The following is a 24071-nucleotide window of genomic DNA, read 5'->3' as shown; positions in this document are numbered from 1 at the left end:
AGACAGATTCGCCGGTCCTTGCCCGTCCTGACGATCGGTGCCCTGATGGCCGGCGGTCTGGTCCTGGCCCAGACGGCTCCGGCCCCCAAGACCTCGGCGCAGCCCCCGGCCCGGCCCCCGGCGGCCCAGCCCGCCACCTCCGGGCGCACGGCGAGCGGGGCCGAGAAGCTGACGGCCGCCGAACAGGCGCTGTTCACCAAGTCGCGGCCCTCGACGGTGCGGATCCTGCAATGTCCCGTGAACAACTGCGTGGAGCCCGACGGGATCGGAACGGCCTTCCTGATCGGTGAAGACGGGCTGGCGCTCACCGCCTACCACGTCATCTTTCAGGCCAAGGCCCTGAGTGCCCAGACGGCCGACCGCAAACGCTACGCGGTCGAGGTGATCGGCTACGACGACCAGAACGATATCGCGCTGCTGCGCGTGAATGTCCCCAAGGGCACGCCGTACCTGCCGGTGGCGGCGGCCTCGCCCAAGGTCGGGGACCCGGTGCTCGCCATCGGCAACGGCGGCGGCAGTTTCCTGACCCCCAAGACGGGCCGCCTGACGGCGCTGGACACCCCCTCGGACCGCGCCGATTTTCCCTCAGGCACGCTGGAACTGACTGCGCCCCTGATTCCCGGCGACAGTGGCGGCCCCATCCTGAACGCGAAGGGCGAGGTCACGGGCGTGGTGAGCTACATCTCGGTGAAGCCCTCCAGCGTCGAGAACCTGCGCGACGACCCGGAAATCACGGCTTACGCGGTGCCGGTCACGGCGGGCGCCCAGCGGCTGGCCGACCTGAAAAAAGGGGTCAAGCGCGAGGCCCCGGTGATCGGGGTAGGCATCGACGGCAATTTCGCGCTGCTGACCGCGCTGCCCGAGCGCCTGTTCGCGGAGGCGAGCGAGAAACTCGGCCTGGGGCTGGGCAAGGTGGCGGGGGCCTTCTTCACCAGCGTGTCTGCGAACAGCCCCGCCGAGCGCGCGGGCCTGCGGCCCCTGCGGTACAACGCCGACGGTGACGTGACCCCAGGCGACCTCGTGACGGCCATCGACGGCAGGCGCGTGGTGAATTTCAGCGACTTCCAGCGGATCGTGCGCACGAACTACCAGCCCGGCGACACCGTGACCCTCAAGGTGCTGCGCGCCGGTAAAAGTATCGACGTCAAGATGACCCTGATCGGGCGCTCCACGGTCGCCAGCCGCTAGACGCTGCGGGGCAGGGGCGGGGGGGTCCGGTCTGTGCGGCCGGGCCTCCTTCTCTTTGGGACGCCCCGCCTTCTCCCAGACTTGGCGTCTTAATTCTGCATATGGCATATTGACAATTCTGCCGAAAACAGAATAATGCGGATATGGATACCCTCAAAAAAGCCGGAGCCATGCTCCAGCACCTGGACCTCTTCCACACGATGCTGGACCTGCGCGGCCTGCTGCAACTCGCCGCGCACATGGAGGAACGCGGCGACCGGGTGACCCTCATCAGCCCCGAGCAGATCACCCTGATCGGCGGCGCCATGCAGGCCGACGCCCGCGTGACCACCAGCAAGGGCGCGACCATCGAGTCGGGGACCGCCTACCGCGTGCTGCACCGCCTCAAGGGCCATGAGGCCCCCGAGTACGCCGTGACCCGTGAGGAACTCGGTGCGCTGAACGCCCGCGCGGTCGCCGATCTGGAGAGCGGGGACGCCCTGCGCGCCTTCGCCGAGACGCTGACCCGTGTGAGCGCGGCGCCGGCGACCGCTCCGGCGGGTGACGCCGCCGCCGAGCGTCCGGCCCGCGCGCGGCGCGCTCCCGAGGGCGAGGCCCAGCCCGCGACGCCGGGCGAACAGCCCGCCGCGTAAACCGGTTCTTGCTGCGCCGCGTCTCCTGTCCGGGGACGCGGCGCTTTTGTGATCTCTATTCCCGCCGCCGTACCAGCAACGCGAGCAGGAAGACGGCCGTGTTCACGAGCACGATGGTCGCGCCGGGGGCCGTGTCGAGGTAGTAGCTGAGGTACAGCCCGGTCACGCCCCCCAGAGTGCCCAGCAGCGCGGCCAGGCCCATCATCTTGCGCAGGCTGCGGGCCAGCAGCCGGGCGGCGGCGCTCGACGTGATGAGCAGGCTCACGCTCAGGGTGGTGCCCACGAGCTGCACCGTCAGGACCACGACCAGCCCGATCAGGATGAGCAGGATGTTGTTCAGCCGCCGGACCGGCAGGCCCACCGCGCGCGCCTCGGTCGGGTCGAAGGAGGCCAGCAGCAGCTCCTTCTGGATGGCCGTCAGGAAGCCCCCGACGAGTACGGTCACCGCCAGCGCGCCCCACAGGTCGGCGGGGGAGACGCCCAGCGGGTTGCCGATCAGGAAGTTGCTGAGGTCGGTGGTGAAGGTCGGTGCGCGCGACAGCAGCGCCACCCCCAGCGCGAACATGCCCACGAACACGATACCGATGGCGCTGTCCTGCTTGAGGCCGCTGCGCTGGCCGATGGCCCCGATGCCCAGCGCGGTGAGCACGGCGGCGATCAGCGCCCCCAGCAGCAGGTTTCCGCGCACCAGGAAGGCCGCCACGATGCCCGGAAACACCGCGTGGCTCATGGCGTCCCCGATATAGCTCAGGCCGCGCAGGACCACCCATGCGCCGATGAGCGCGCACAGCACGCTGACCAGCACCACGGCCAGCAGCGCCCGCACGAAGAAGTCGTACTGCAGAGGGTCGGTCAGCCAGGCGAGAAGATGCACTCAGGCCTCCGCGTGGGTGTGGCCCAGATGCGAGGAGCTGAAGGTCGCCTCGATGTTGTGCGGCGTGTAGACCTGCTCGGGCGTGCCGTCGGCGACGATCCGGCGGTTGATGAGCACGAGGTGGTCGCACCAGCGCCGCGCCTGTTCGAGGTCGTGGGTGACCATCACGACGGCACGCCCCGCGTCGGCCTGGGCCCGCAGCAGGGCCATGAGCTGCTCCTGCGTGGTCGCGTCCACGCCGGTCAGCGGTTCGTCGAGCAGCAGCAGGTGTCCCCGGCGGGCCAGCATCCGCGCGAGCAGCACGCGCTGGCGCTGCCCGCCCGAAAGCGCCCCGATGTGCCGGTGGCGCAGGTCGTACACGCCCGTCTCGCGCAGCGCCTCCTCGACGATCGTCCGGTCGCGCCGCCCCGGCCAGCGCAGCCAGCCCAGGCGGCCGGTGCGGCCCATCATCGTCACGTCCCAGACCGTCACCGGAAAGGCCCAGTCCAGGGTCTGCTGCTGCGGCACGTAGGCCACGCAGCTCTGGGCACTGTGGCCGCTGTCGAGCCGCACCGCGCCCTGGTGGTCGGGCAGCAGGCCCACCAGGGTCTTGAGCAGCGTGCTCTTGCCCGCGCCGTTGGGGCCGATGATGGCGCTGAAGGACCCGGCCTCGAAGCGCACGGTGGCGTCTTCCAGCGCCACTTGCGATCCGTAGCGGACGGTGAGGTGTTCGACGCCGAGCATCAGGGCAGGATAGCGCGCGCGGGGTGCGCGGCGCGCCTCAGCGGGCCCCGAGCTGCCGGCGGATCTCGCGCGTCGTGAGTTCGGTGGCGATGGGGCCGCGAATCCGGCCGACGAGCTGGATGGGCATGAAGTACACCCGGCCCGCACGGCTGGCCCGCAGGCGCTGCGCCAGGGCGCTGGCTTTCCAGTCGCTCGCCGCGCGGGCCGGCGTGTTCGTGCCCGAGGCGACCACGAACACCACGTCGGGGTCCAGGGCGCCCAGCGCCTCGACGCTCAGGGCGCGGTAGCCCTCGGCCAGTGTGGGGTCGGGGCTGCCGGGCAGGACCAGCCGGAAGCCCAGGTCCTGAAGCAGCCCGCCGGTCCAGTCTTTCGGGCCCAGGACCGTATACAGGTCGCGGTTGGCGCCGCCCGAGTTCCAGACCACCAGCGCGCGCTGCCCCTGCCAGGGCGTCAGCGCCGCGCGGGCCTCGTCCGTCACGGCGCGGCTGCGGGCCAGCACGGCGGCGGCGCGGTCCTCGCGGCCCAGGGCGCGGGCGAGCACCGGCAGGGATTTCTGCCAGTCGCCGCTGTGGGTACCGGTGAACAGCAGGGTGGGGGCCACGCGGTTCAGGGCCGGATAGGCCGCCGAGGCGAAGTCCTCGCCCACGATCAGGTCGGGCTTGAGGCTGGCGAGCAGTTCCAGGTTGGGCTTGAAGCGGTCGCCCACGTACAGGGGCGCCGACGTGACCCGGCTGCCCAGATACTTGATCTGCCGGATGGGCGAGCCGAATTCCTTGACGCCGAGCTGCGCGGCCTCGCCGTAGCCCACCGGCTGCACGCCGAGCGACAGCAGCAGGTCCAGGGCGTGCGGCCCGAGCGCCACCACGCGGGTCGGCCGGGCCGGAACGGTCGTCTGTCCCAGCGCGTGCGTGACGGTGACGGGAAAGCTGGCGCTGGCCGGGGCGGCGTTGCCTGCCGAGGCGGCCGGCAGCAGGGCGCAGAGGGTCAGGGCGAGGGCGGGGGCGAAACGGCGCATGCGACTCCTTGGGGGGACAGGGGTGAAAGAAGGCAGGGAAAAGCCGCGCGGCCTAGAAGAGGAGGCGCGGCTGGGGGGAACGGACGGACGTCTGGGCTTATTTCAGGGCGCGGACCATCGTGTCTACGTTGGCGCGCAGGGCCTTCAGGTAGGTGTCGCCGGCCGAGCCCTTGGGGCCCAGGGCGTCGGTGTACAGCGGCGGGGCCACGCGGGCGCCGGTCTCGCGGGCGAGCGTCTGGGCGAGGCGGGCGTTGACCGTGTTCTCGGTGAAGATGACCTTGGTGCCGCTCTTCTTCACGGCGTCCACGAGCGTGGCGACCTCGCGGGCGCTCGGCTCGCGCTCGGTGCTCAGGCCCGGGATGACCGTGCCCACGACCGTCAGGCCGTAGTGCGCGGCGAGGTAGTGCAGGGCGTCGTGGTTGGTCACGATCCGTTTCTGGGCCGTGGTCAGGGTCGCGAACTGCTTCTTGGCGTAGGCGTCGGCGGCCTGGAGCTGCTTGATATACGCGGCGGCATTGTTGGCGTAGGTCGCCTTGCCGGCCGGGTCCAGCGCGCTCAGGGCAGCCTGGGCATTTTTCACGTAGCCGGCGGCCAGCGTGGGGTCCCACCAGGCGTGGGGGTCCTGGGCGCCGTGGTCGTCGTGGCCGTGCTCGTCCCCGGCTTCCTCGGGGGCGGCGCGCATCTTCAGGCCTGCCGTCAGGGGGCGCACCGGGACGGTGCTGGCCGAGGCGGTCAGCCGGGGCAGCCAGGTTTCCAGGCCCGCGCCGTTGGTGAACAGCGCCTTGCTGCCCGCGAGGCTGCGGATGGCCCCGGTCGTCGGCTGGAAAGTGTGGGCGTCGGCTCCGGCGGGCACGATCACGTTCACGGTCACGCGAGCGCCGCCCACCGCCTTGACGAAGTCCGCGATGATGGTGGTCGTGGCGCTGACCTGGAGGGGAGCCGCCTGCGCCGGAGCGAGGCTGCCCAGGCCCCCGGCGAGGGCCAGCGTCAGGAGCCCCGACGACAGGACCTTCATGCGAGTTCCACGCCCTGGTACGGGCCCTTTTCCAGCGTGCGCAGGGCGGCCGCGCTCAGCCACACCCGCTTGACCACGCCGTTCTCGCGGATGGCCTTCTTGTGCAGGTTGGCCTTCTGCACGCGCTTGGTGATCCCGGTGGTCTTGCGGCCCACCCCGCCCTGCGCGCGGGCCTTGCCCCGGCGGGTCACGCTGTTCACCACCATGTTCTTCTTTCCGGTCAGGTAACATTCACGGCTCATACTGATTTATCCTTATCATATTCGGGAGGGGTGATGTGTCCTGCGGGAGGTGCCGGCGGGCCGTTCAGGCCAGCGCGCCGCCCAGCAGCCGGTCGAGGGCCGGGCCGTCGAGGTCGCGCCCGATGAACACGACCTCGCTGAAGGCGTCCTCGGGGCGGTGCCAGGTACCCGCCTGCTCCAGCGCGAGCTGCCGGCCGGTGTGGTTCCACAGCGTCGCCACGCCGTCCCCGAGATTGATCCAGCCCTTCGAGCGGATGACGCTGTGAGGCAGGCCCGCCGCGAGCATGGCGTGCAGGCGGTCGGGGTCGAAAGGCCGCGCCGCGCGGTAGATGTGCGTGCCCAGGCCGTAGGTTTCCGACTCGGGGGTGTGCTCCTTTTCCAGCTCGGCCACCCAGGCGTCGAGCTGCGAGGCGGCGTCCATGTCGAACAGGCCCACGTTCAGCACCTCGCCCGCCTCCACGTGGCCGCGCGTGGCCTCCAGTACGCGGGCGCGCGGGTTGGTGATGCGCACGAGTTCGCGCAGCGACTGCACGTCCTCCGGGGCGGCGAGGTCGAGCTTGTTCAGCACCACGAGGTCGGCGAATTCGAGCTGCTCGGCCAGCAGTTCCCCGAAGCCGCGCCCGAAATCGTCGCCCGGAATCTCATCGGTGCGGTTCCAGAGCGTGAAGAACTGCGCGCTGTCCACCACCGTCACCATCGCGTCCACGTGGACGCGCCCCAGCAGGTCGGGCAACTCGGGCTGCCCGGCCTCGGGGGCCAGTTCCAGCTCCTCGGGCGTGAGGCAAAAGCTCTGGGCGATGGGCAGCGGCTCCCCGATCCCGGTGGACTCGATGAGGATGGCGTCGAGGTCTCGGGTGCGCAGCAGCTCGTCCACCGCGTACAGTAGGTCGCCGCGCAGCGTGCAGCAGATGCAGCCGTTGCTCAGTTCGATGGTCTGCTCGTCGGTCTTGACGACCAGCGAGGCGTCCACGTTCACGGCCCCGAACTCGTTCACGATCACGGCGACCTTCTGGCCGTCCGTCTGGGTCAGCAGGTGATTGAGCAGCGTGGTCTTGCCCGCGCCCAGAAAGCCGCACAGCACGGTGATGGGCACGGAACGGGTCGGCGGCGTGGCCGGGGAGACGGTGGCAGGACTGGTCATAACGGTAACGATAATCTATTATCAATAATATGACAAGGCTGCACATCGCCTCCTCCTGCCCCATGACGGTGCAGTTCTGGCTCTTCGGGCTCGATGCCCGCACGGGCGATCTGGCGCGGCTGGGCTACGTGCGCCGGCCTGCGCCCCCCACCCTGCCCCAGGGACCGAAGGGGCCGGGCAGCAGCGTGTACGCCTGCGGCCACCTGCGCCTGCACAGCGCGGGCCTGAGCGCCGACCTGCCGCAGGGCGAACTGCGTTTCGAGCGCCGCACCGGACGCTTCTGGCTGGGCGGCGAGCGCATCGGCCGCGAGCGCGGGTACGCCCTCGCGCTGCCCCTGGTCCTGCACCACGAGGCGCGGCTGTGCCGCCTGCACGCGCCCGACTGGCGCGGCGCCCAGCTGCGCGCCCACGTCCTGCCGGCCCCGGTGCGCCGCGCGCTGCCCGCATGGAGAGCCGCGCGCCGGGGCCTGGAGGCCCACCTGTGGACCCCGGCGGGTCGTCCAGACGTGTACGGCGCCCCTGTCCTGCCCCCGGTGCCGGCCCCGTAGACTGCGGGACATGACGCAAACCTCCGCGCCCGAGTGGTACAAGAGCGCCGTTTTTTACGAACTCTCCGTCCGGACCTTCGCGGACGGCAACGGCGACGGCAAGGGCGACTTTCCCGGCCTGACCTCGCACCTCGACTACCTCAAGAACCTCGGTGTGGACTGCCTGTGGCTGCTGCCCTTCTTTCCCAGCCCGCTGCGCGACGACGGTTACGACGTGGCCGACTACACCAATATCCACCCCGACCTCGGCACGCTCGACGACTTCAAGGTCTTTTTGCGTGAGGCGCACGCGCGCGGGCTGCGGGTCATCGCCGACCTCGTGACCAACCACACCTCCAGCGACCACCCCTGGTTCCAGGCGGCGCGCCGGGGGCCGACCCTGCCCGACGGCTCGCCCAACGAGTACCACGACTACTACGTCTGGAGCGAGACCGGCACCGAGTACGCGGGCGCGCGCATCATCTTCACCGACACCGAGACGAGCAACTGGACCTACGACGATCAGGTCGGCAAGTACTTCTGGCACCGCTTCTTCTCCAGCCAGCCGGACCTGAACTACGACAACCCCCGCGTGGTCGAGGAGCTGCTCGCGGCGGCGCGCTTCTGGCTCGACATCGGTGTGGACGGCTTCCGGGTGGACGCCGTGCCCTACCTCATCGAGCGGGAGGGCACCAACTGCGAGAACCTGCCCGAGACGCACGACATCCTCAAGAAGATGCGCCGCCTGGTGGACGAGGACTACCCCGGCCGCCTGCTGCTGGCGGAGGCCAACCAGTGGCCCGAGGAGGTCGTGGAGTACTTCGGCACCGAGCAGGACCCCGAGTTCCACATGTGCTTCAACTTCCCGGTCATGCCCCGGCTGTACATGAGCCTCAAGCGCGAGGACACGACCAGCATCCGCGAGATCATGGACCGCCTGCCCGCCATCCCCAGCTTCGGGCAGTGGGCGACCTTCCTGCGCAACCACGACGAACTGACCCTGGAGATGGTCAGCGACGAGGAACGCGGCTTCATGTACGCGGCCTACTCGCCCGACCCGCGCATGCGGATCAACGTGGGCATCCGCCGCCGCCTCGCGCCGCTGCTCGACAACGACCGCCGCCGCGTCGAACTGCTGAACACCGTGCTGCTGGCGCTGCCCGGCAGCCCGATCCTGTATTACGGCGACGAGATCGGCATGGGCGACGACCTGGGCCTGGCCGACCGCAACGGCGTGCGCACCCCGATGCAGTGGAACGCCGGGACCAGCGGCGGCTTCTCGACGGCCGCGCCCACCGACTGTTTCTTCCCGCCCATCCAGGACCCGGTCTACGGCTTCGCGCGCGTGAACGTGCAGAGCCAGGAGCAGGACCCCAGCAGCCTGCTCAAGTGGACGGCCCGGCAGCTCGAACTGCGCCGCCGCCACCCGGCCTTCGCGCACGGCGAGCTGAAGTTCGTGGACACGAGCAACCCCGCCGTGCTGGCCTTCACGCGCACCACGCCCGACGAGACGCTGCTGATCGTGAGCAACTTCGCGAGCAACGCGCAGTCGGTCACGCTGGACCTCTCGGCCTACACCCACCGCACGCCGGTCACGCTCTCGGGGGCCAGTCCCTTCCCGGCGATCACCGACGCGCCCTATGCCCTGACGATGGGCAAATACGACTACTACTGGCTGCGGCTGAACTGAGGCGAGCGGGAGTGGGGGCCGGGTGCGCAAGCCTCGGCCCCCGCTCCTGTCCTTACACCCGGATCGTCACCCGCGCGCTGTCGTCCTCCAGATGCACCGAGTCGAGGAAGCGCACCACGCGCGTCGCGTAGCCCATGACCAGCGTATGCGTGCGCGCCCCGCCCGCGAAGCGCCGCACCCCGCTGAGGAGTTCGCCGTAGGTGATGCCGGTCGCGCTGAAGACCATCTGTTCGCCGGGCGCGAGGTCGGCCGTCTTGTAGACGCGGCGCTCATCCACGCCCATCGCGGCGAAGCGCTCGCGCATGGCGTCGTCCTCCGCGATGAAGCGGCCCTGGATCTCGGCGCCCAGGCACTTGCAGGCCGCCGCCGAGAGCACGCCCTCGGGCGCGCCGCCCGACCCCATGAGCGCGTGGACTCCGGTGCCGCGCACGCCGACCGCCAGTCCCGCGACCACGTCGCCGTCGCCGATGAGCTTCACGCGCGCCCCGGCCGCCCGCACCCGGCGGATCAGGTCCTCGTGGCGCTCGCGGTCCAGGATCGTGATCATCAGGTCTTCCACGTCGCGGTCCAGGGCCTGCGCCAGCACGTGCAGGTTGGCCTCGACCGGCCAGTCGAGGTTCACGCGCCCAGCGGCGGGCGGCGGCACGATCAGCTTTTCCATGTAGCAGTCGGGGGCGTGCATCAGGCCGCCGCGCTCGCTCAGGGCGATGACGGCCAGACCGTTGGGCAGGCCCTTGGCCGTGACCACCGTGCCCTCGACCGGGTCCACGGCGATGTCCACCTCGTACTGGCCGCTGCCGACCTGCTCACCGATGTAGAGCATCGGGGCCTCGTCCATCTCGCCCTCACCGATGACCACCGTGCCCCGGATGTCCAGGGTGTTCAGGACCTCGCGCATGGCTTCCGTGCCCGCTCCGTCCACGGCGTTCTTGTCGCCCAGGCCCATGAACCTGCTGGCGGCCAGCGCCGCTTCCTCGGTGACGCGCGCGGTCGGCAAGACCAGCGCGTGCTCGAAACTCTGCGTGAACCCTTCGCCCCTCGGCCGTTTGGTCATGCCCCGACCGTAACACGGTCCCGGCGGCGGCGGCGTCTGGGAGCACTTCCAGACGCGTCACCGGCCGGGGGAACGGGGCCGGGGCCGGGACTTTCGTGCAGAACGGCAGAACACAACGCGGGTCCGGCGGTCCCGGGGCCCTCTGCCGGACCCAGGAAGTGCTGCCCGCAGCGGACGGCTGGGGTTGCCCTCAGCGCAGCACGCCAGCCCACACCAGCAGCAGCCACAGCGCCACCGGAATCGCCAGCGTGGCGACCGTCAGCTTGATCAGCCGCCACCAGTCGTTGAGGAATTCGCGCATGGCTCAAGGGTAGCAGGGCCACACCTCAAGAAAACGTGACTGAACACGTCCGGCCCGTGTCGCCGGGCGCGTGCGTACACTGGGGCATGACCCTCAGCGACCTGGCCGGTAAACCCGCTCCCCAACGCCTGCTGACCAACATTCCCCAACTGGTGGCCCAGTACTACGAACTGCGCCCCGACCCGGCCGTGCCTGCCCAGCGCGTGGCCTTCGGGACCAGCGGGCACCGGGGCACCTCCGGCAGCGCGAGCTTCAACGAGGCGCACATCCTGGCCGTCGCGCAGGCGGTGGCCGAACACCGCGCCGGGGCGGGCATCACCGGGCCGCTGTACATGGGCCTGGACACCCACGCCCTGTCCGAACCCGCCTGGATGACGGCCCTCCAGGTGCTCGTCGCCAACGGGGTGCAGGTGCGCGCCCAGCCCGGCACCTTCACGCCCACGCCCCTGGTCAGTCACGCGATCCTGAAGCACAACGCGGCCGGGCAGGGAGGCGCGGCCGACGGCATCGTCATCACGCCCAGCCATAATCCCCCGCAGGACGGCGGCTTCAAGTACAACCCCCCTTCGGGCGGCCCCGCCGACACCGACGTGACCAGGGTGGTGCAGGCGCGCGCCAACGACCTGCTGCAAGGAGGCCTGAAGGACGTCAAGCGGGTGCCCCTGGCCGACGCGATGGCCGCGCTCGACTCCTTCGATTTCATCACCCCCTACGTCGAAGGCCTGCCGCAGGTGATTGACCTGGACGCCATCAAGCAGAGCGGCGTGAAGATCGGGGTGGACCCGCTGGGCGGCGCGAGCCTGCCGGTGTGGGAAGCCATCCAGGCGCGCTACGGCCTGAACCTGCACATCGTCAATGAGGTCGTGGACCCGCGCTTCGCCTTCATGAGCGTGGACCGCGACGGCAAGATCCGCATGGACTGCTCCAGTCCCTACGCGATGGCGGGCCTGCTGCGCCTCAAAGACGACTTCGACGTCGCCATCGGGAACGATCCGGATGCCGACCGCCACGGTATCGTCACCCCGGACGGCCTGATGAACCCCAACCACTACCTCGCGGTCATGATCGAGTACCTGTTCCAGAACCGCCCCGGCTGGCGCGCCGACGCCGCCATCGGCAAGACGCTGGTGTCCAGCGCCCTGATCGACCGGGTGGGGGCGGGCATCGGCCGGCGGGTCGTCGAGGTGCCGGTGGGCTTCAAGTATTTCGTCGAAGGGCTGCAAGACGGCTCCTTCGGCTTCGGCGGCGAGGAGTCGGCGGGCGCGAGCTTCCTGAGCATGGACGGCCGCCCCTGGAGCACCGACAAGGACGGCCTGATTCCCGGTCTGCTCGCCGCTGAGATGACCGCCAAGACGGGCAAGACGCCCTCGCAGCGCTTCGCCGACCTCACCGCGCGTTACGGCGAGACCGCCTACGACCGCCAGGACGCCCCCGCCAACGCCGAGCAGAAGAAGATCCTGGGCAGCCTCAGCCCCGAACAGGTCACCGCGACCACGCTGGGCGGCGACCCCATCACCGCGCGCCTGACCCGCGCGCCCGGCAACGGCGAGCCCATCGGCGGCCTGAAGGTCACGACCGACCAGGCCTGGTTCGCCGCCCGGCCCAGCGGCACCGAGGACGTCTACAAGATCTACGCCGAGAGCTTCCGGGGGGCGGACCACCTGAAACAGGTCATGGACGAGGCCCGTGAGGTCGTCTCCGAGGCGCTGCGGAGCGGGGGCGCGTGAGCCGACCGGGCCACCTTCCCGGCACCCACACCCCGCTGACCCGCGAGGAGATCCGCGACGTGGAGTTCGACTGGTTCGCCGCCGACGGGGCGGGTCACCTCGCGCAGTTCCTGGCGGCGGGCGACTCCACCGTGCCGGAGGCGGCCCTGGCCTCCGAGGAACAGCTCGAGGCCCTGCACGTGTGGCTCGACACCCGGTCCGAGGCCGAGCCTCCCAACGCCCTGGCCGGCGGCTTCGACGAGCATCTCACCCCGCCGCAGCGCCGGGGGGCCTACGTGTACGACGCCCTGCCGGACCAGCCGGGACACTACCGCCTCGTGGCCGCGCCGCGCACGCCCCTGAATGTCGCGGAGATGCCTGGCCCCCAGCAGGCCTATCTGGTCACCCTGACGCTGCCGCTGCGTTTCGGCGCGGCGCGGCTGTGGGTCGGCCCCGAAGGCGAAGCCCGCGTGGTGGCGGTCGGCGACTGATCGCCTTGCGCGTCTTGCCCCGCGTAGGCTAAACTGCAAAGGTTGAACACTGTCCCGGTCCAGGGCTGCACCAGGGGCGTGTCCATCGGCAGGTTCGCGGGCCCTCCGGCTGTTCAGGCTTCCCGCGCGCCGATCACCTCCGCAGCCGCTTTCCGGCGGCCGCTGTTCACAGCCAGCCCTCGTCCGCCCCATACGTGTGGGCGGCCCCACCCGGACCGTGACCGACAGGCGCGGCCTGGGAATTCAGAAAGACAGGAGTGATTTCCTCTGCCCACCACCCAGCAACTGCTCCGCAAGGGCCGCACGGTCCTTCAGAAGAAGAGCAAGGTTCCGGCCCTCAAGGGCAGCCCCTTCCGCCGCGGCGTGTGCACGGTCGTCAAGACCACCACCCCCAAGAAGCCCAACTCGGCGCTCCGTAAGATCGCCCGCGTGCGCCTCAGCAGCGGCTTCGAAGTGACCGCCTACATCCCCGGCGAAGGTCATAACCTCCAGGAGCACAGCGTCGTGCTGATCCGCGGCGGCCGTGTGAAGGACCTCCCCGGCGTGCGCTACCACATCGTTCGCGGCAGCCTCGACACCCAGGGCGTCAAGAACCGCAACAAGAGCCGTTCCAAGTACGGCACCAAGAAGCCCAAGGCCGGCGCTGCCGCCGCGGGCGCGAAGAAGAAATAAGTGGGGCGGCGGCGCGCGGTGACTGCGGTCCCGCGTGCCGCCCGTCCAGGGCCACGCCCCGAGGGGTGATGCCAATGCACTTCATCATCCGCGCCTGAATCACGGCGCTTTTTCAAGGAGTCCACCATGGCACGTCGCCGCCAAGCAGAAGTGCGCCCCGTCCAGCCGGACCTGGTCTACCAGGACGTGCTCGTCAGCGCGATCATCAACCGCATCATGGAAGACGGCAAGAAGAACCTTGCCAGCCGCATCTTCTACGGGGCCATGCGCCTCGTGCAGGACAAGACCGGCCAGGAGCCCCTCAAGGTCTTCAAGCAGGCCTACGACAACGTCAAGCCCCGCGTGGAAGTGCGCAGCCGCCGCGTCGGCGGCAGCACCTACCAGGTGCCCGTCGAAGTCGGCCCCCGCCGCCAGCAGAGCCTGACCCTGCGCTGGATGATCGGCGCCGTGGACGGCCGTCCCGAGCGCACCGCCATCGAGCGCCTCGCCGGCGAGATCATGGACGCCGCGCAGGGCCGTGGCGGCGCCATCAAGAAGAAAGACGACGTGGAGCGCATGGCGGAAGCTAACCGCGCCTACGCGCACTACCGCTGGTAATCCCCCGGTCCTGGGGCCACCGGCCCCAAGCGCCCGCGCAGAGCGAGACGGGACGACGGCACAGTTCGTGAAGTGGAGCAGCGAGCGGCGCTCTTCCGACTTGATGCGCAGCGAAATGAACTGTGCGGCCCGGGGAACTCGGCGAGCCGCTTGAACCGGACGGTAGGGACCCCCTGCCGTCCAACTCACGTCCACGACCGCCGGCCTACCGTGCAGAACTGACGGTGAAGAGACACTTCATCCGGCACAATCAGGGAGTCCTATGACCACCAAAGCCCAGAGCTATCTGACCCACTTCCGTAACATCGGGATTGCCGCGCACATCGACGCCGGCAAGACCACCACCACCGAGCGCATCCTGTACTACACCGGCCGGACCCACAACATCGGCGAAGTGCACGACGGCGCGGCGACCATGGACTGGATGGAGCAGGAGCGCGAGCGCGGCATCACCATCACGGCGGCCGCCACCACCGCCAAGTGGAAGCGCAGCGGCACCGACCAGGAATACGTCGTCAACATCATCGACACGCCCGGCCACGTGGACTTCACCATCGAAGTCGAGCGCAGCATGCGCGTGCTCGACGGCGCCGTCGCCGTGTTCGACTCCAGCCAGGGCGTCGAGCCGCAGTCCGAGACCGTGTGGCGTCAGGCCGACCGTTACGGCGTGCCCCGCATCGCGTTCTCGAACAAGATGGACAAGACCGGCGCGAGCTTCGAACTCGTGCTCAACGACATCCGTGAACGCCTCGGCGCGATTCCCGCGCCCATCCAGTACCCGATGGGCCAGGAAAGCGAGTTCAAGGGCATCATCGACATCGTGCGCCAGCGCGCCTACACCTACACCAACGACCTGGGCACCGACATTGCCGAAAGCGACGTTCCGGCCGAGTACGCGGACAAGGTGACCGAGATGCGCGCCGCGCTGATCGAAGCGGCCGCCGAAGTCGACGAAGACCTGATGATGAAGTACCTCGAGGGCGAAGAGCCCAGCGTCGAGGAACTCGTCGCCGCCATCCGCAAGGGCACCATCGAGAAGAAGATCTTCCCGGTGTTGTGCGGCAGCGCGCTGAAGAACAAGGGCGTGCAGCTGCTGCTCGACGCCGTGATCGACTACCTGCCCAGCCCCCTGGAAGTGCCCGCCATCCGCGGCACCCTGGAAGACAGCGAGGAAACCCGCGAGTTCCCCGCCGATCCCGAAGGCAAGCTGGCCGGTCTGGCGTTCAAGATCATGGCCGACCCCTACGTGGGCCGCCTGACCTTCGTGCGTATCTACTCGGGCACCATGCAGTCGGGCAGCTACGTGTACAACGCGAGCAAGGACAAGCGCGAGCGCGTGGGCCGTCTGCTGAAGATGCACGCCAACAGCCGCGAAGAAGTGACCGAGCTGAAGGCCGGCGAACTGGGCGCCGTGATCGGCCTGAAGGACGCGGGCACCGGCAACACCCTGATCGGTGACGGCGACGACCACGTGCTGCTCGAGAGCATCGACGTGCCCGAGCCGGTCATCAAGCTCGCCATCGAGCCCAAGACCAAGGCCGACCAGGAAAAGATGGGCGTGGGCCTCCAGAAGCTCGCCGAAGAAGACCCCACCTTCCGCGTCGAGTCCGACCAGGAGTCGGGCCAGACCACGATCTCGGGCATGGGCGAGCTGCACCTGGAAATTCTGGTGGACCGCCTCAAGCGCGAGTACAAGGTGGACGCCAACGTGGGCGCGCCCCAGGTGGCCTACCGTGAAACCATCACCCGTCCCGTGGACGTGGAAGGCAAGTTCGTGCGCCAGTCGGGTGGCCGTGGTCAGTTCGGCCACGTGAAGATCAAGGCGGAGCCGCTGGAACCCGGCGCGGGCTTCATCTTCGAGAACACCGTGGTGGGCGGCACCGTGCCCCGCGAGTTCATCGGGCCGGCCCAGAAGGGTATCGAAGAAGCCATGCAGAGCGGCCCCATGCTGGGCTTCCCGGTCGTGGACATGAAGGTCAGCCTGTACGACGGCAGCTACCACGAAGTGGACTCCTCGGAAATGGCGTTCAAGATCGCCGGCAGCATGGCCCTCAAGGAAGCCGTCCAGAAGGGCGCTCCGGCCATCCTGGAACCCGTAATGCGCGTCGAAGTCACCGTGCCTGACGACTTCATGGGCGACATCATCGGCGACCTGAACAGCCGCCGTGGCCAGATCCAGGGCATGGAAGCCCGCGGCAACGCCCAGATCGTGCGCGCCTTCGTGCCGCTGAGCGAAATGTTCGGTTACGCGACCGACATGCGCTCCATGACCCAGGGCCGTGCCAGCTACTCGATGTTCTTCGATCACTACAGCCAGGTTCCCAACAACCTCGCGCAGCAGCTGATGAAGAAGTAAGTTCGGTGGGCAGGGTTCGTCCTCTGCCTCCTGCGAATTCCCCCGGCCCCTGCGCCGGGGGTTTCGTTTATAGGTCAGGGCCATGTGGTCTCCGGGCGCTACGCTGGGGCAGATGACCGTGCCTGCTCCCAAACCTGGCCTGCCCCGGCCTGCCCGCCTGGCCTTCCTGAACATTCCGCTGCTGATCGGGCTGATCTACTGGGCCGTTTCGCTGCTGACCCTGCCCTTTTCCGGCGGCACCCTGAACGAAGCGCTGCTGGAATCCAGTCGCCTGACCGGCACGGCACCTATCCAACTGGCCCCCGAGCAGATGAACGCCGTGTTGTGGACCACGTTCTTCTTCACTGCACTGCTCGTGCTGTGGCTGGCGCTGACCCGGCAGGCCGTTCTGGACGGCAAGCGCTGGGGGCGCGTGTCGAGCATCGTGATCGGGGTACTCAGTCTGGTGATCTTTCCCTTCGGTACGGTCCTGGGCATCGTCATGCTGATCGGGGCGTTCGACCGCGACGTGCAGGCGTATCTGAGCCGCTAGGCAGCGCTCGGGCCAGCCGCTCCCACAGGGGAGGGGAGAGGCCCGGGCGTGGCCGGACTTGCTCCCGTAACGAATTTATAGTACCCTGACAAGTCGGTGCGCGGCTGTAAACGCGGCGCAACGTGCCAGCACGGCGGGACACCGCCCTGGCGAGAATCAACCCAATGTGGATTGCCACCAAAACCCTGCGGGATGCGCGGGGGAAGCCCGATCAAAGGGGCGTTTTTGCGTGCATGTCCACCTCTTGGAGGGAGTTAGAATCATGGCAAAAGGAACGTTTGAGCGCACGAAGCCGCACGTGAACGTGGGCACCATCGGGCACGTCGACCACGGCAAGACCACCCTGACGGCCGCCATCACCTTCACCGCCGCCGCTTCCGACCCCACCGTCGAAAAGCTCGCCTACGACCAGATCGACAAGGCCCCCGAAGAAAAGGCCCGCGGCATCACCATCAACACCGCGCACGTTGAGTACAACACCCCCACCCGCCACTACTCCCACGTGGACTGCCCCGGTCACGCCGACTACGTCAAGAACATGATCACCGGCGCGGCCCAGATGGACGGCGCCATCCTCGTCGTGTCCAGCGCCGACGGCCCCATGCCCCAGACCCGCGAGCACATCCTGCTCGCCCGTCAGGTCGGCGTGCCCTACGTCGTCGTGTTCATGAACAAGGTCGACATGGTCGATGACGAAGAGCTCCTCGAGCTCGTCGAAATGGAAGTGCGCGAACTCCTGAGCAAGTACGAGTTCCCCGGTGACGACCTCCCCGTCGTCAAGGGCAGCGCCCTGCAGGCCCTCGAGGCCCTTCAGGCCAACCCCAAGACCGCCCGCGGCGAAAACCAGTGGGTCGACCGCATCTGGGAACTGCTCGACGCCGTCGACAGCTACATCCCCACCCCCGAGCGCGCCACCGACAAGACCTTCCTGATGCCCGTCGAAGACGTGTTCACCATCACCGGCCGCGGCACCGTCGCCACGGGCCGCGTGGAACGCGGCACCGTCAAGGTGCAGGACGAAGTCGAAATCGTCGGCCTGCGCGACACCAAGAAGACCACCGTCACCGGCATCGAAATGCACCGCAAGCTGCTCGACAGCGGCATGGCCGGCGACAACGTCGGTGTTCTGCTGCGTGGCGTGGCGCGTGACGACGTCGAGCGTGGCCAGGTGCTGGCCAAGCCCGGCAGCATCAAGCCCCACACCAAGTTCGAGGCCAGCGTCTACGTGCTCTCGAAGGACGAAGGCGGCCGTCACAGCGCGTTCTTCGGCGGGTACCGCCCGCAGTTCTACTTCCGCACGACGGACGTGACCGGCATCGTGGAACTGGCCGAGGGCGTGGAAATGGTGATGCCCGGCGACAACGTGACCTTCGTCGTCGAGCTGATCAAGCCCATCGCCATGGAAGAAGGCCTGCGCTTCGCCATCCGCGAAGGTGGCCGCACCGTCGGCGCCGGCGTCGTCTCCAAGGTCCTGGAGTAATAGTCATGGTTGCCCCGAAGATCCGTATCAAACTGCGTGGCTTTGACCACAAGGCGCTCGACCAGTCCGCCAGCAAGATCGTGGACACCGTGCGCCGCACCGGCGCGGACGTGAGCGGCCCCGTGCCCCTCCCTACCCGCATCCGCCGCTTCTGCGTGCTGCGTTCGCCCTTCGTAAACAAGGACAGCCGCGAGCACTTCGAGATCCGCACCCACAACCGTCTGGTGGACATCATGAACCCCACCAAGAAGACCATCGACAGCCTGATGACCCTGGACCTGCCGACCGGTGTGGACATCGAGATCAAGACCGTCGGGGGCCGCGCATGAAGGGCATCCTCGGCACCAAGATCGGCATGACCCAGATCTGGAAGGGCGACCGCGCCGTTCCCGTGACGGTCGTGCTGGCGGGCCCCTGCCCGGTCGTGCAGCGCAAGAGCAAGCAGACCGACGGCTACGAAGCCGTGCAGATCGGCTACCTGCCCAAGAGCGAGAAGCGCGTGAACAGCCCCGCGATGGGCCACTTCAAGAAGGCCGGCGTTTCGCCCGTGCGCTTCCTGCGTGAGTTCCGCGGCTTCGCTCCCGAAGGCGACACCGTGAACGTGGACATCTTCGCCGAAGGCGAGAAGATCGACGCGACCGGCACCAGCAAGGGTAAGGGCTTCCAGGGCGTCATGAAGCGCTGGAACTTCAAGGGTGGTCCCGCGAGCCACGGCTCGAAGAAGTGGCACCGCCGCCCCGGCTCGATCGGCCAGCGCAAGACGCCCGGCCGCGTGTACAAGGGCAAGCGCATGGCCGGTCACATGGGCATGGACCGCGTGACCGTCCAGAACCTGGAAGTCGTGGAGATCCGCGCCGACGAGAACCTGATTCTCGTCAAGGGTGCGATCCCCGGGGCGAACGGCGGACTCGTCGTGCTGCGCCAGGCTGCCAAGGGAGGCAAGTAAGACAATGGCGCAGATCAACGTGATCGGCCAGAACGGTGGTCGTCAGATCGACCTCGAACTGCCCGAAGTGAATGTGGGCGTGCTGCACGACGTCGTGACCTGGCAGCTCGCCAGCCGCCGCCGCGGCACCGCGAGCACCAAGACCCGCGCGCAGGTGGCCCGCACCGGCAAGAAGATGTTCTCCCAGAAGGGCACCGGTAACGCTCGCCACGGCGACCGCACCGTCCCGACCTTCGTGGGCGGCGGCGTGGCCTTCGGCCCCAAGCCCCGCAGCTACGGCTTCACGCTGCCCCGCAAGGTGCGTCAGCTGGGCCTCGCGATGGCGCTGGCCGACCGTCAGCAGACCGGCAAGCTCATCGCGGTCGACGGCTTCGGCCTCGACGGCAAGACCAAGGGCTTCGTCGCCTGGGCCGCGCAGAACGGCATGGACGGTACCGAGAAGGTCCTGATCGTCACCGACGACGTGCAGGCCCGTCAGGCCGCCCGCAACGTACCCTGGGTCAGCGTGCTGCCCGTCGCCGGCATCAACGCCTACGACATCCTGCGTCACGACCGCCTGGTGATCGACGCGGCCGCCCTCGAAGTGGCCGACGAAGAAGGGGAGGCGCAAGCATGAGCCACTACGACATCATTCAGGCTCCGGTCATCAGCGAGAAGGCCTACGCCGGCATGGAACGCGGCGTGTACTCCTTCTGGGTGAGCCCCAAGGCCACCAAGACCGAGATCAAGAACGCCGTGCAGAAGGCGTTCGACGTGAAGGTTGTCGGGATCAGCACCATGAACGTGCCCGGCAAGCGCAAGCGCGTGGGCCGTTTCTTCGGCGTGCGTGCCGACCGCAAGAAGGCCATCGTCCGCCTCGCCGACGGCCAGACCATCGCTGCCCTCGAAGGCCAGGCCTAAGGAGATCTGAGACATGGCCGTCAAGAAATATCGTCCCTATACCCCGTCGCGTCGCCAGATGACGACGGCGGATTTCAGCGGACTGACCAAGAAGCGCCCCGAGAAGGCGCTGACCGAAGCCCTGCCCAAGACGGGTGGCCGCAACAACCGTGGACGCATCACCAGCCGCTTCATCGGCGGCGGTCACAAGCGCCTGTACCGCATCATCGACTTCAAGCGCCGTGACAAGGCGGGCGTGACCGCCAAGGTCGCCGCCATCGAGTACGATCCCAACCGCAGCGCCCGCATCGCCCTGCTGCACTACGCCGACGGCGAGAAGCGCTACATCCTGGCCCCCGAAGGCCTGGTCGTGGGCGCGACCGTGAACGCCGGCCCCGAGGCCGAGCCGCGCCTGGGCAACGCCCTGCCGCTGCGCTTCGTGCCGGTGGGCGCCGTGGTCCACGCGCTGGAACTCGTGCCCGGTAAGGGCGCGCAGCTGGCCCGCAGCGCCGGTACCAGCGTGCAGGTGCAGGGCAAGGAAAGCGACTACGTGATCGTGCGCCTGCCCAGCGGCGAGCTTCGCCGCATCCACAGCGAGTGCTACGCCACCCTGGGTGCCGTGGGCAACGCCGAGCACAAGAACATCGTGATCGGTAAGGCCGGCCGCAGCCGCTGGCTCGGGCAGAAGCCGCATCAGCGCGGCAGCGCCATGAACCCGGTGGACCACCCACACGGCGGCGGTGAAGGCCGCACGAGCGCGGGCCGCACGCCGGTCAGCCCCTGGGGTCAGCCCAGCAAGGGTCTCAAGACCCGCCGTAAGCGGAAGGTCAGCGACCGCTTCATCATCACCCGCCGCGGCGGGAAGTAAGGAGGGGAGACATGCCCCGTAGCCTCAAAAAAGGGCCGTTCGTGGATGACCACCTCCTGAAGAAGGTGGACGCCCAGAACGACGCCAAGACCAAGCGCGTCATCAAGACCTGGAGCCGCCGCTCCACCATCGTGCCCGAGATGATCGGTCACACCATCGCGGTTCACAACGGCAAGCAGCACGTGCCGGTGTTCGTGAACGAGCAGATGATCGGCCACAAGCTCGGCGAGTTCTCGCCCACCCGCAGCTACCGCGGTCACGGCGCGGACAAGAACGCCAAGGGGAGCAAGAAGAAATGACCGCTCCTGCCGATACCAACGCCGCGCCCGCCTTCCGCAACAAGAAGCAGCGCAAGCAGCAGGTCAAGCTGCGCCGTCCCGGCTACGCCGTGGCGAAGTACGTCCGCATCAGCCCCCGCAAGGTGCGTCTCGTGGTCGACGTAATCCGTGGCAAGTCGGTGCGTGACGCCGAAGACCTGCTGCGCTTCATCCCCCGCGCGGCCAGCGAGCCTGTCGCCAAGGTGCTCAACAGCGCCAAGCACAACGCGCTGCACAACGACGAGATGCTCGAAGACCGCCTCGTCATCACGGCGGCCTACGTGGACGCCGGCCCGACCCTCAAGCGCCTGATTCCTCGGGCGCGCGGCAGCGCGAACATCATCAAGAAGCGCACCAGCCACATCACCATCGTCGTGGGCGAGCGCGAAGCTGGCCGCAAGGGGAGCAAGTAATGGGTAACAAGATCAACCCCAACGGCTTCCGCCTGGGCATCACCCGTGGCTGGAACAGCCGCTGGTACGCCGGCAAGAAGCAGTACGCCGGCCTGCTCAAGGAAGACGAGAAGATCCGCAAGCTCGTCGACAAGAAGCTGTCGGCCGCCGGCATCGCCCGCGTCGAGATCGAGCGCGCTGGCCAGCAGGTCAACGTGATCATCAGCGCGGCCAAGCCGGGCATCGTGATCGGCAAGGGCGGCGAGAGCATCAAGGAGCTGCGCGGCGACATCGAGCGTCTGGTGTCGGCGGGAACGGTGGCCGTGAACGTCGCCGAGATCCCCAACCCCAACATCAGCGCGCCCCTGGTGGCCCTGCGCATCGCCGAGCAGATCGAGCGCCGTTTCGCGTTCCGCCGCGCCATGAAGCAGGCTGCGCAGCGCGTGATGGAGTCGGGCGCCCGCGGCGTCAAGGTGGTCCTGTCGGGCCGCCTCGGCGGCGCCGAGCAGGCCCGCACCGAGAAGGTCCTCGAAGGCCGCGTGCCCCTGCACACCCTGCGCGCCGACATCGACTACGGTACCGCGCTGGCCCGCACCACCTACGGCATCCTGGGCATCAAGGTCCTGGTGTTCAACGGTGAAGTGATCGGCGGCAAGACCGAAACCTTCGCCCGCCCGCAGCGCCGTGACAACGAGCGCCGTCAGGGTGAGGGCGACCGTCCCAACCGCCGTCGTCCTACCGCCCGCCGGCGCACCGGAGGTGAATGATGCTTCTCCCGAAGCGCACCAAATTCCGTAAGCAGCACCGCGGCCGCATGACCGGCGACACCAAGGGCGGCGACTACGTGGCCTTCGGCGACTTCGGTCTGATCGCGCTGGAGCCTGCCTGGATCAAGAGCAACCAGATTGAGGCCTGCCGCATCGTGATGAGCCGTCACTTCCGCCGCGGCGGTAAGATCTACATCCGCATCTTCCCCGACAAGCCCGTGACCAAGAAGCCCGCCGAAACCCGAATGGGTAAGGGGAAGGGCGCCGTGGAGTACTGGGTGAGCGTCGTGAAGCCGGGCCGCGTGATGTTCGAGGTTTCCGGCGTGACCGAGGAGCAGGCCAAGGAAGCCTTCCGCCTCGCCGGTCACAAGCTGCCCATCCAGACCAAGATGGTCAAGCGCGAGGTCTACGATGAAGCCCAGTGAAATGCGTAACCTGCCGGCTGCCGATTTCGACAAGGAAATCGAGAACCGCAAGAAGGAACTGATGGAGCTGCGCTTCCAGGCCGCCATGGGCAACCTGGCCCAGCCGCACCGCGTCCGGCAGCTCCGCCGTGAAGTGGCTCAGCTCAACACCATCCGGACCGAGCTGGGCAAGGGAGAGCAGGCATGAAGAAGACCTTTACGGGCGTCGTGGTGAGCGACAAGGCCGACAAGACGGTCAGCGTCAAGGTCGAGCGCCGCTTCGCTCACCCCCTGTACGGCAAGGTCGTGACCCGCAGCCACAAGTACGCGGCCCACGACGAGAACAACGAGTACAAGATCGGTGACCGCGTCGAGATCATCGCCGTGCGCCCCATCAGCAAGACCAAGACCTGGAAGGTCACCAAGCTGATCGAGCGTCCGCGCGGCATTGAGACCACCGCTGTCGAGACTGAACTGGCCGGAGGCGAAGCATGATCATGCCCCAATCCCGCCTGGACGTGGCGGACAACAGCGGCGCGCGCGAGATCATGTGCATCCGTGTGCTGAACAGCGGCATCGGCGGCAAGGGCCTGACGACCGGGGGCGGCGGCAACAAGCGCTACGCCCACGTGGGTGACATCATCGTCGCCAGCGTCAAGGACGCCGCTCCGCGCGGCGCCGTCAAGGCCGGCGACGTGGTCAAGGCCGTGGTCGTGCGCACCAGTCACGCCATCAAGCGTGCCGACGGCAGCACCATCCGCTTCGACAAGAACGCCGCCGTCATCATCAACAACCAGGGCGAGCCCCGCGGCACCCGCGTCTTCGGGCCGGTCGCCCGCGAACTGCGCGACCGCCGCTTCATGAAGATCGTGTCGCTGGCCCCGGAGGTGCTGTAATGCCCCGTCCCAGCGCAGGTAGCCACCACAACGACAAGCTGCACGTCAAGAAGGGTGACACCGTCATCGTCCTGAGCGGCAAGCACCGCGGCCAGACCGGCAAGGTGCTGCTCGCCCTGCCGCGCGACCAGAAAGTCGTCGTGGAAGGCGTGAACGTCATCACCAAGAACGTCAAGCCCAGCCCGGCCAACCCCCAGGGCGGCCAGGAGCGGCGCGAGCTGGCCCTGCACGCCAGCAAGGTCGCCATCGTCGACCCCGAGACCGGCAAGGCCACGCGCATCCGCAAGCAGATCGTGGACGGCAAGAAGGTCCGCGTCGCGGTCGGCAGCGGCAAGGTCATCGACTGACATTCAGGGTCACGCCCCG

The 24071-nt window shown here is 68.4% G+C and carries 31 protein-coding genes; 24 read left to right on the top strand and 7 right to left on the bottom strand.

Features of this window, described 5'->3' with window-relative positions; translation table 11 throughout:
• Window positions 1–18 precede the first annotated feature (18 nt).
• Window positions 19–1188: a S1C family serine protease gene (locus tag DGO_RS13195; RefSeq protein ID WP_014686016.1), complete on the top strand. Its 1170-nt coding sequence runs from the start codon at window positions 19–21 to the stop codon at window positions 1186–1188.
• Between the two features lie 143 nt (window positions 1189–1331).
• Complete coding sequence (locus DGO_RS13190) at window positions 1332–1820, top strand: hypothetical protein (RefSeq protein ID WP_014686015.1); 489 nt, start codon at window positions 1332–1334, stop codon at window positions 1818–1820.
• A 55-nt stretch (window positions 1821–1875) separates the two neighbouring features.
• Here DGO_RS13190 and DGO_RS13185 read toward each other — a convergent pair whose 3' ends face one another.
• The 6 genes from DGO_RS13185 to DGO_RS13160 form a co-directional block, all read right to left on the bottom strand.
• On the bottom strand, window positions 1876–2694 hold the full coding sequence (locus tag DGO_RS13185; RefSeq protein WP_043802442.1) for a metal ABC transporter permease: 819 nt from the start codon (window positions 2692–2694) through the stop codon (window positions 1876–1878).
• Complete coding sequence (locus DGO_RS13180; protein ID WP_014686013.1) at window positions 2695–3417, bottom strand: metal ABC transporter ATP-binding protein; 723 nt, start codon at window positions 3415–3417, stop codon at window positions 2695–2697.
• Window positions 3418–3454: 37 nt separating this feature from the next.
• Window positions 3455–4432 carry an ABC transporter substrate-binding protein gene (locus DGO_RS13175; RefSeq protein ID WP_083847296.1) on the bottom strand — a complete coding sequence of 326 codons (978 nt, stop codon included), beginning with the start codon at window positions 4430–4432 and terminating at the stop codon, window positions 3455–3457.
• Between the two features lie 97 nt (window positions 4433–4529).
• Window positions 4530–5438, bottom strand: coding sequence for a metal ABC transporter solute-binding protein, Zn/Mn family (locus tag DGO_RS13170; protein ID WP_394650567.1), 909 nt, complete (start codon window positions 5436–5438; stop codon window positions 4530–4532).
• Window positions 5439–5443: 5 nt separating this feature from the next.
• Window positions 5444–5689 (bottom strand): 50S ribosomal protein L28, encoded by a 246-nt coding sequence (gene rpmB / locus DGO_RS13165; RefSeq protein WP_014686010.1) that lies wholly within the window; start codon window positions 5687–5689, stop codon window positions 5444–5446.
• Between the two features lie 64 nt (window positions 5690–5753).
• A complete protein-coding gene (locus tag DGO_RS13160) occupies window positions 5754–6830 on the bottom strand; it encodes a CobW family GTP-binding protein (RefSeq protein ID WP_050920815.1) in 1077 nt (358 codons plus the stop codon).
• Window positions 6831–6859: 29 nt separating this feature from the next.
• Between DGO_RS13160 and DGO_RS13155 the strand changes: the two genes are divergently transcribed.
• Together DGO_RS13155 and treS are read left to right on the top strand one after the other, a co-directional pair.
• Window positions 6860–7378, top strand: coding sequence for a hypothetical protein (locus DGO_RS13155; protein WP_145975333.1), 519 nt, complete (start codon window positions 6860–6862; stop codon window positions 7376–7378).
• A 10-nt stretch (window positions 7379–7388) separates the two neighbouring features.
• On the top strand, window positions 7389–9047 hold the full coding sequence (gene treS / locus DGO_RS13150; protein WP_014686007.1) for a maltose alpha-D-glucosyltransferase: 1659 nt from the start codon (window positions 7389–7391) through the stop codon (window positions 9045–9047).
• A gap of 52 nt (window positions 9048–9099) precedes the next feature.
• Here the strand turns inward: treS and glpX are convergent, their stop codons facing one another.
• Window positions 9100–10101, bottom strand: coding sequence for a class II fructose-bisphosphatase (glpX, locus tag DGO_RS13145; protein WP_014686006.1), 1002 nt, complete (start codon window positions 10099–10101; stop codon window positions 9100–9102).
• Between the two features lie 387 nt (window positions 10102–10488).
• Here glpX and pgm point away from each other — a divergent pair, with 387 nt between their 5' ends.
• The 20 genes from pgm (at window position 10489) to rplX (ending at window position 24052) form a co-directional block, all read left to right on the top strand.
• Window positions 10489–12129, top strand: a complete 1641-nt coding sequence (gene pgm, locus DGO_RS13140; RefSeq protein ID WP_014686005.1) for a phosphoglucomutase (alpha-D-glucose-1,6-bisphosphate-dependent) — start codon at window positions 10489–10491, stop codon at window positions 12127–12129.
• Complete coding sequence (locus tag DGO_RS13135; protein ID WP_145975332.1) at window positions 12126–12599, top strand: hypothetical protein; 474 nt, start codon at window positions 12126–12128, stop codon at window positions 12597–12599. The genes pgm and DGO_RS13135 overlap by 4 nt, the downstream gene beginning before the upstream one ends.
• 267 nt (window positions 12600–12866) lie before the next feature.
• The gene (rpsL, locus tag DGO_RS13130; RefSeq protein ID WP_043802434.1) at window positions 12867–13271 is read left to right on the top strand and encodes a 30S ribosomal protein S12; all 405 of its coding nucleotides are present in this window, start codon (window positions 12867–12869) and stop codon (window positions 13269–13271) included.
• A gap of 126 nt (window positions 13272–13397) precedes the next feature.
• Window positions 13398–13868 (top strand): 30S ribosomal protein S7, encoded by a 471-nt coding sequence (gene rpsG, locus DGO_RS13125; RefSeq protein WP_014686002.1) that lies wholly within the window; start codon window positions 13398–13400, stop codon window positions 13866–13868.
• A 262-nt stretch (window positions 13869–14130) separates the two neighbouring features.
• Window positions 14131–16224: an elongation factor G gene (gene fusA, locus DGO_RS13120; RefSeq protein ID WP_014686001.1), complete on the top strand. Its 2094-nt coding sequence runs from the start codon at window positions 14131–14133 to the stop codon at window positions 16222–16224.
• Window positions 16225–16336: 112 nt separating this feature from the next.
• A complete protein-coding gene (locus DGO_RS13115) occupies window positions 16337–16756 on the top strand; it encodes a hypothetical protein (protein WP_043802429.1) in 420 nt (139 codons plus the stop codon).
• Between the two features lie 262 nt (window positions 16757–17018).
• Complete coding sequence (gene tuf, locus DGO_RS13110) at window positions 17019–18236, top strand: elongation factor Tu (RefSeq protein ID WP_014685999.1); 1218 nt, start codon at window positions 17019–17021, stop codon at window positions 18234–18236.
• A gap of 5 nt (window positions 18237–18241) precedes the next feature.
• Window positions 18242–18565 (top strand): 30S ribosomal protein S10, encoded by a 324-nt coding sequence (rpsJ, locus tag DGO_RS13105; protein WP_014685998.1) that lies wholly within the window; start codon window positions 18242–18244, stop codon window positions 18563–18565.
• Entirely contained in the window at window positions 18562–19182 is a 621-nt protein-coding gene (rplC, locus tag DGO_RS13100) for a 50S ribosomal protein L3 (protein WP_014685997.1), read from the top strand. The genes rpsJ and rplC overlap by 4 nt, the downstream gene beginning before the upstream one ends.
• Window positions 19183–19186: 4 nt before the next feature.
• Window positions 19187–19798: a 50S ribosomal protein L4 gene (gene rplD / locus DGO_RS13095; protein ID WP_014685996.1), complete on the top strand. Its 612-nt coding sequence runs from the start codon at window positions 19187–19189 to the stop codon at window positions 19796–19798.
• On the top strand, window positions 19795–20082 hold the full coding sequence (locus DGO_RS13090) for a 50S ribosomal protein L23 (RefSeq protein WP_014685995.1): 288 nt from the start codon (window positions 19795–19797) through the stop codon (window positions 20080–20082). Before rplD ends, DGO_RS13090 begins: the two co-directional genes overlap by 4 nt.
• Before the next feature lie 13 nt (window positions 20083–20095).
• Complete coding sequence (gene rplB / locus DGO_RS13085) at window positions 20096–20929, top strand: 50S ribosomal protein L2 (protein WP_014685994.1); 834 nt, start codon at window positions 20096–20098, stop codon at window positions 20927–20929.
• A gap of 11 nt (window positions 20930–20940) precedes the next feature.
• On the top strand, window positions 20941–21228 hold the full coding sequence (gene rpsS / locus DGO_RS13080) for a 30S ribosomal protein S19 (protein WP_014685993.1): 288 nt from the start codon (window positions 20941–20943) through the stop codon (window positions 21226–21228).
• Window positions 21225–21659 (top strand): 50S ribosomal protein L22, encoded by a 435-nt coding sequence (rplV, locus tag DGO_RS13075; RefSeq protein ID WP_014685992.1) that lies wholly within the window; start codon window positions 21225–21227, stop codon window positions 21657–21659. The genes rpsS and rplV overlap by 4 nt, the downstream gene beginning before the upstream one ends.
• Window positions 21659–22405: a 30S ribosomal protein S3 gene (gene rpsC / locus DGO_RS13070; RefSeq protein WP_014685991.1), complete on the top strand. Its 747-nt coding sequence runs from the start codon at window positions 21659–21661 to the stop codon at window positions 22403–22405. The genes rplV and rpsC overlap by 1 nt, the downstream gene beginning before the upstream one ends.
• Window positions 22405–22830 carry a 50S ribosomal protein L16 gene (gene rplP, locus DGO_RS13065; protein WP_043802423.1) on the top strand — a complete coding sequence of 142 codons (426 nt, stop codon included), beginning with the start codon at window positions 22405–22407 and terminating at the stop codon, window positions 22828–22830. Before rpsC ends, rplP begins: the two co-directional genes overlap by 1 nt.
• Window positions 22817–23017 (top strand): 50S ribosomal protein L29, encoded by a 201-nt coding sequence (rpmC, locus tag DGO_RS13060; RefSeq protein ID WP_014685989.1) that lies wholly within the window; start codon window positions 22817–22819, stop codon window positions 23015–23017. Before rplP ends, rpmC begins: the two co-directional genes overlap by 14 nt.
• Window positions 23014–23304 carry a 30S ribosomal protein S17 gene (gene rpsQ, locus DGO_RS13055; RefSeq protein ID WP_014685988.1) on the top strand — a complete coding sequence of 97 codons (291 nt, stop codon included), beginning with the start codon at window positions 23014–23016 and terminating at the stop codon, window positions 23302–23304. The genes rpmC and rpsQ overlap by 4 nt, the downstream gene beginning before the upstream one ends.
• Window positions 23301–23705: a 50S ribosomal protein L14 gene (gene rplN / locus DGO_RS13050; protein ID WP_012693995.1), complete on the top strand. Its 405-nt coding sequence runs from the start codon at window positions 23301–23303 to the stop codon at window positions 23703–23705. Before rpsQ ends, rplN begins: the two co-directional genes overlap by 4 nt.
• Window positions 23705–24052: a 50S ribosomal protein L24 gene (gene rplX / locus DGO_RS13045; protein WP_014685987.1), complete on the top strand. Its 348-nt coding sequence runs from the start codon at window positions 23705–23707 to the stop codon at window positions 24050–24052. Before rplN ends, rplX begins: the two co-directional genes overlap by 1 nt.
• The last annotated feature ends 19 nt before the right edge of the window (window positions 24053–24071 follow it).

Source organism: Deinococcus gobiensis I-0 (genome assembly GCF_000252445.1).
GTDB classification, from domain to species: Bacteria; Deinococcota; Deinococci; order Deinococcales; family Deinococcaceae; genus Deinococcus; species Deinococcus gobiensis.
This window is presented reverse-complemented; position numbering and strand designations above follow the sequence as displayed.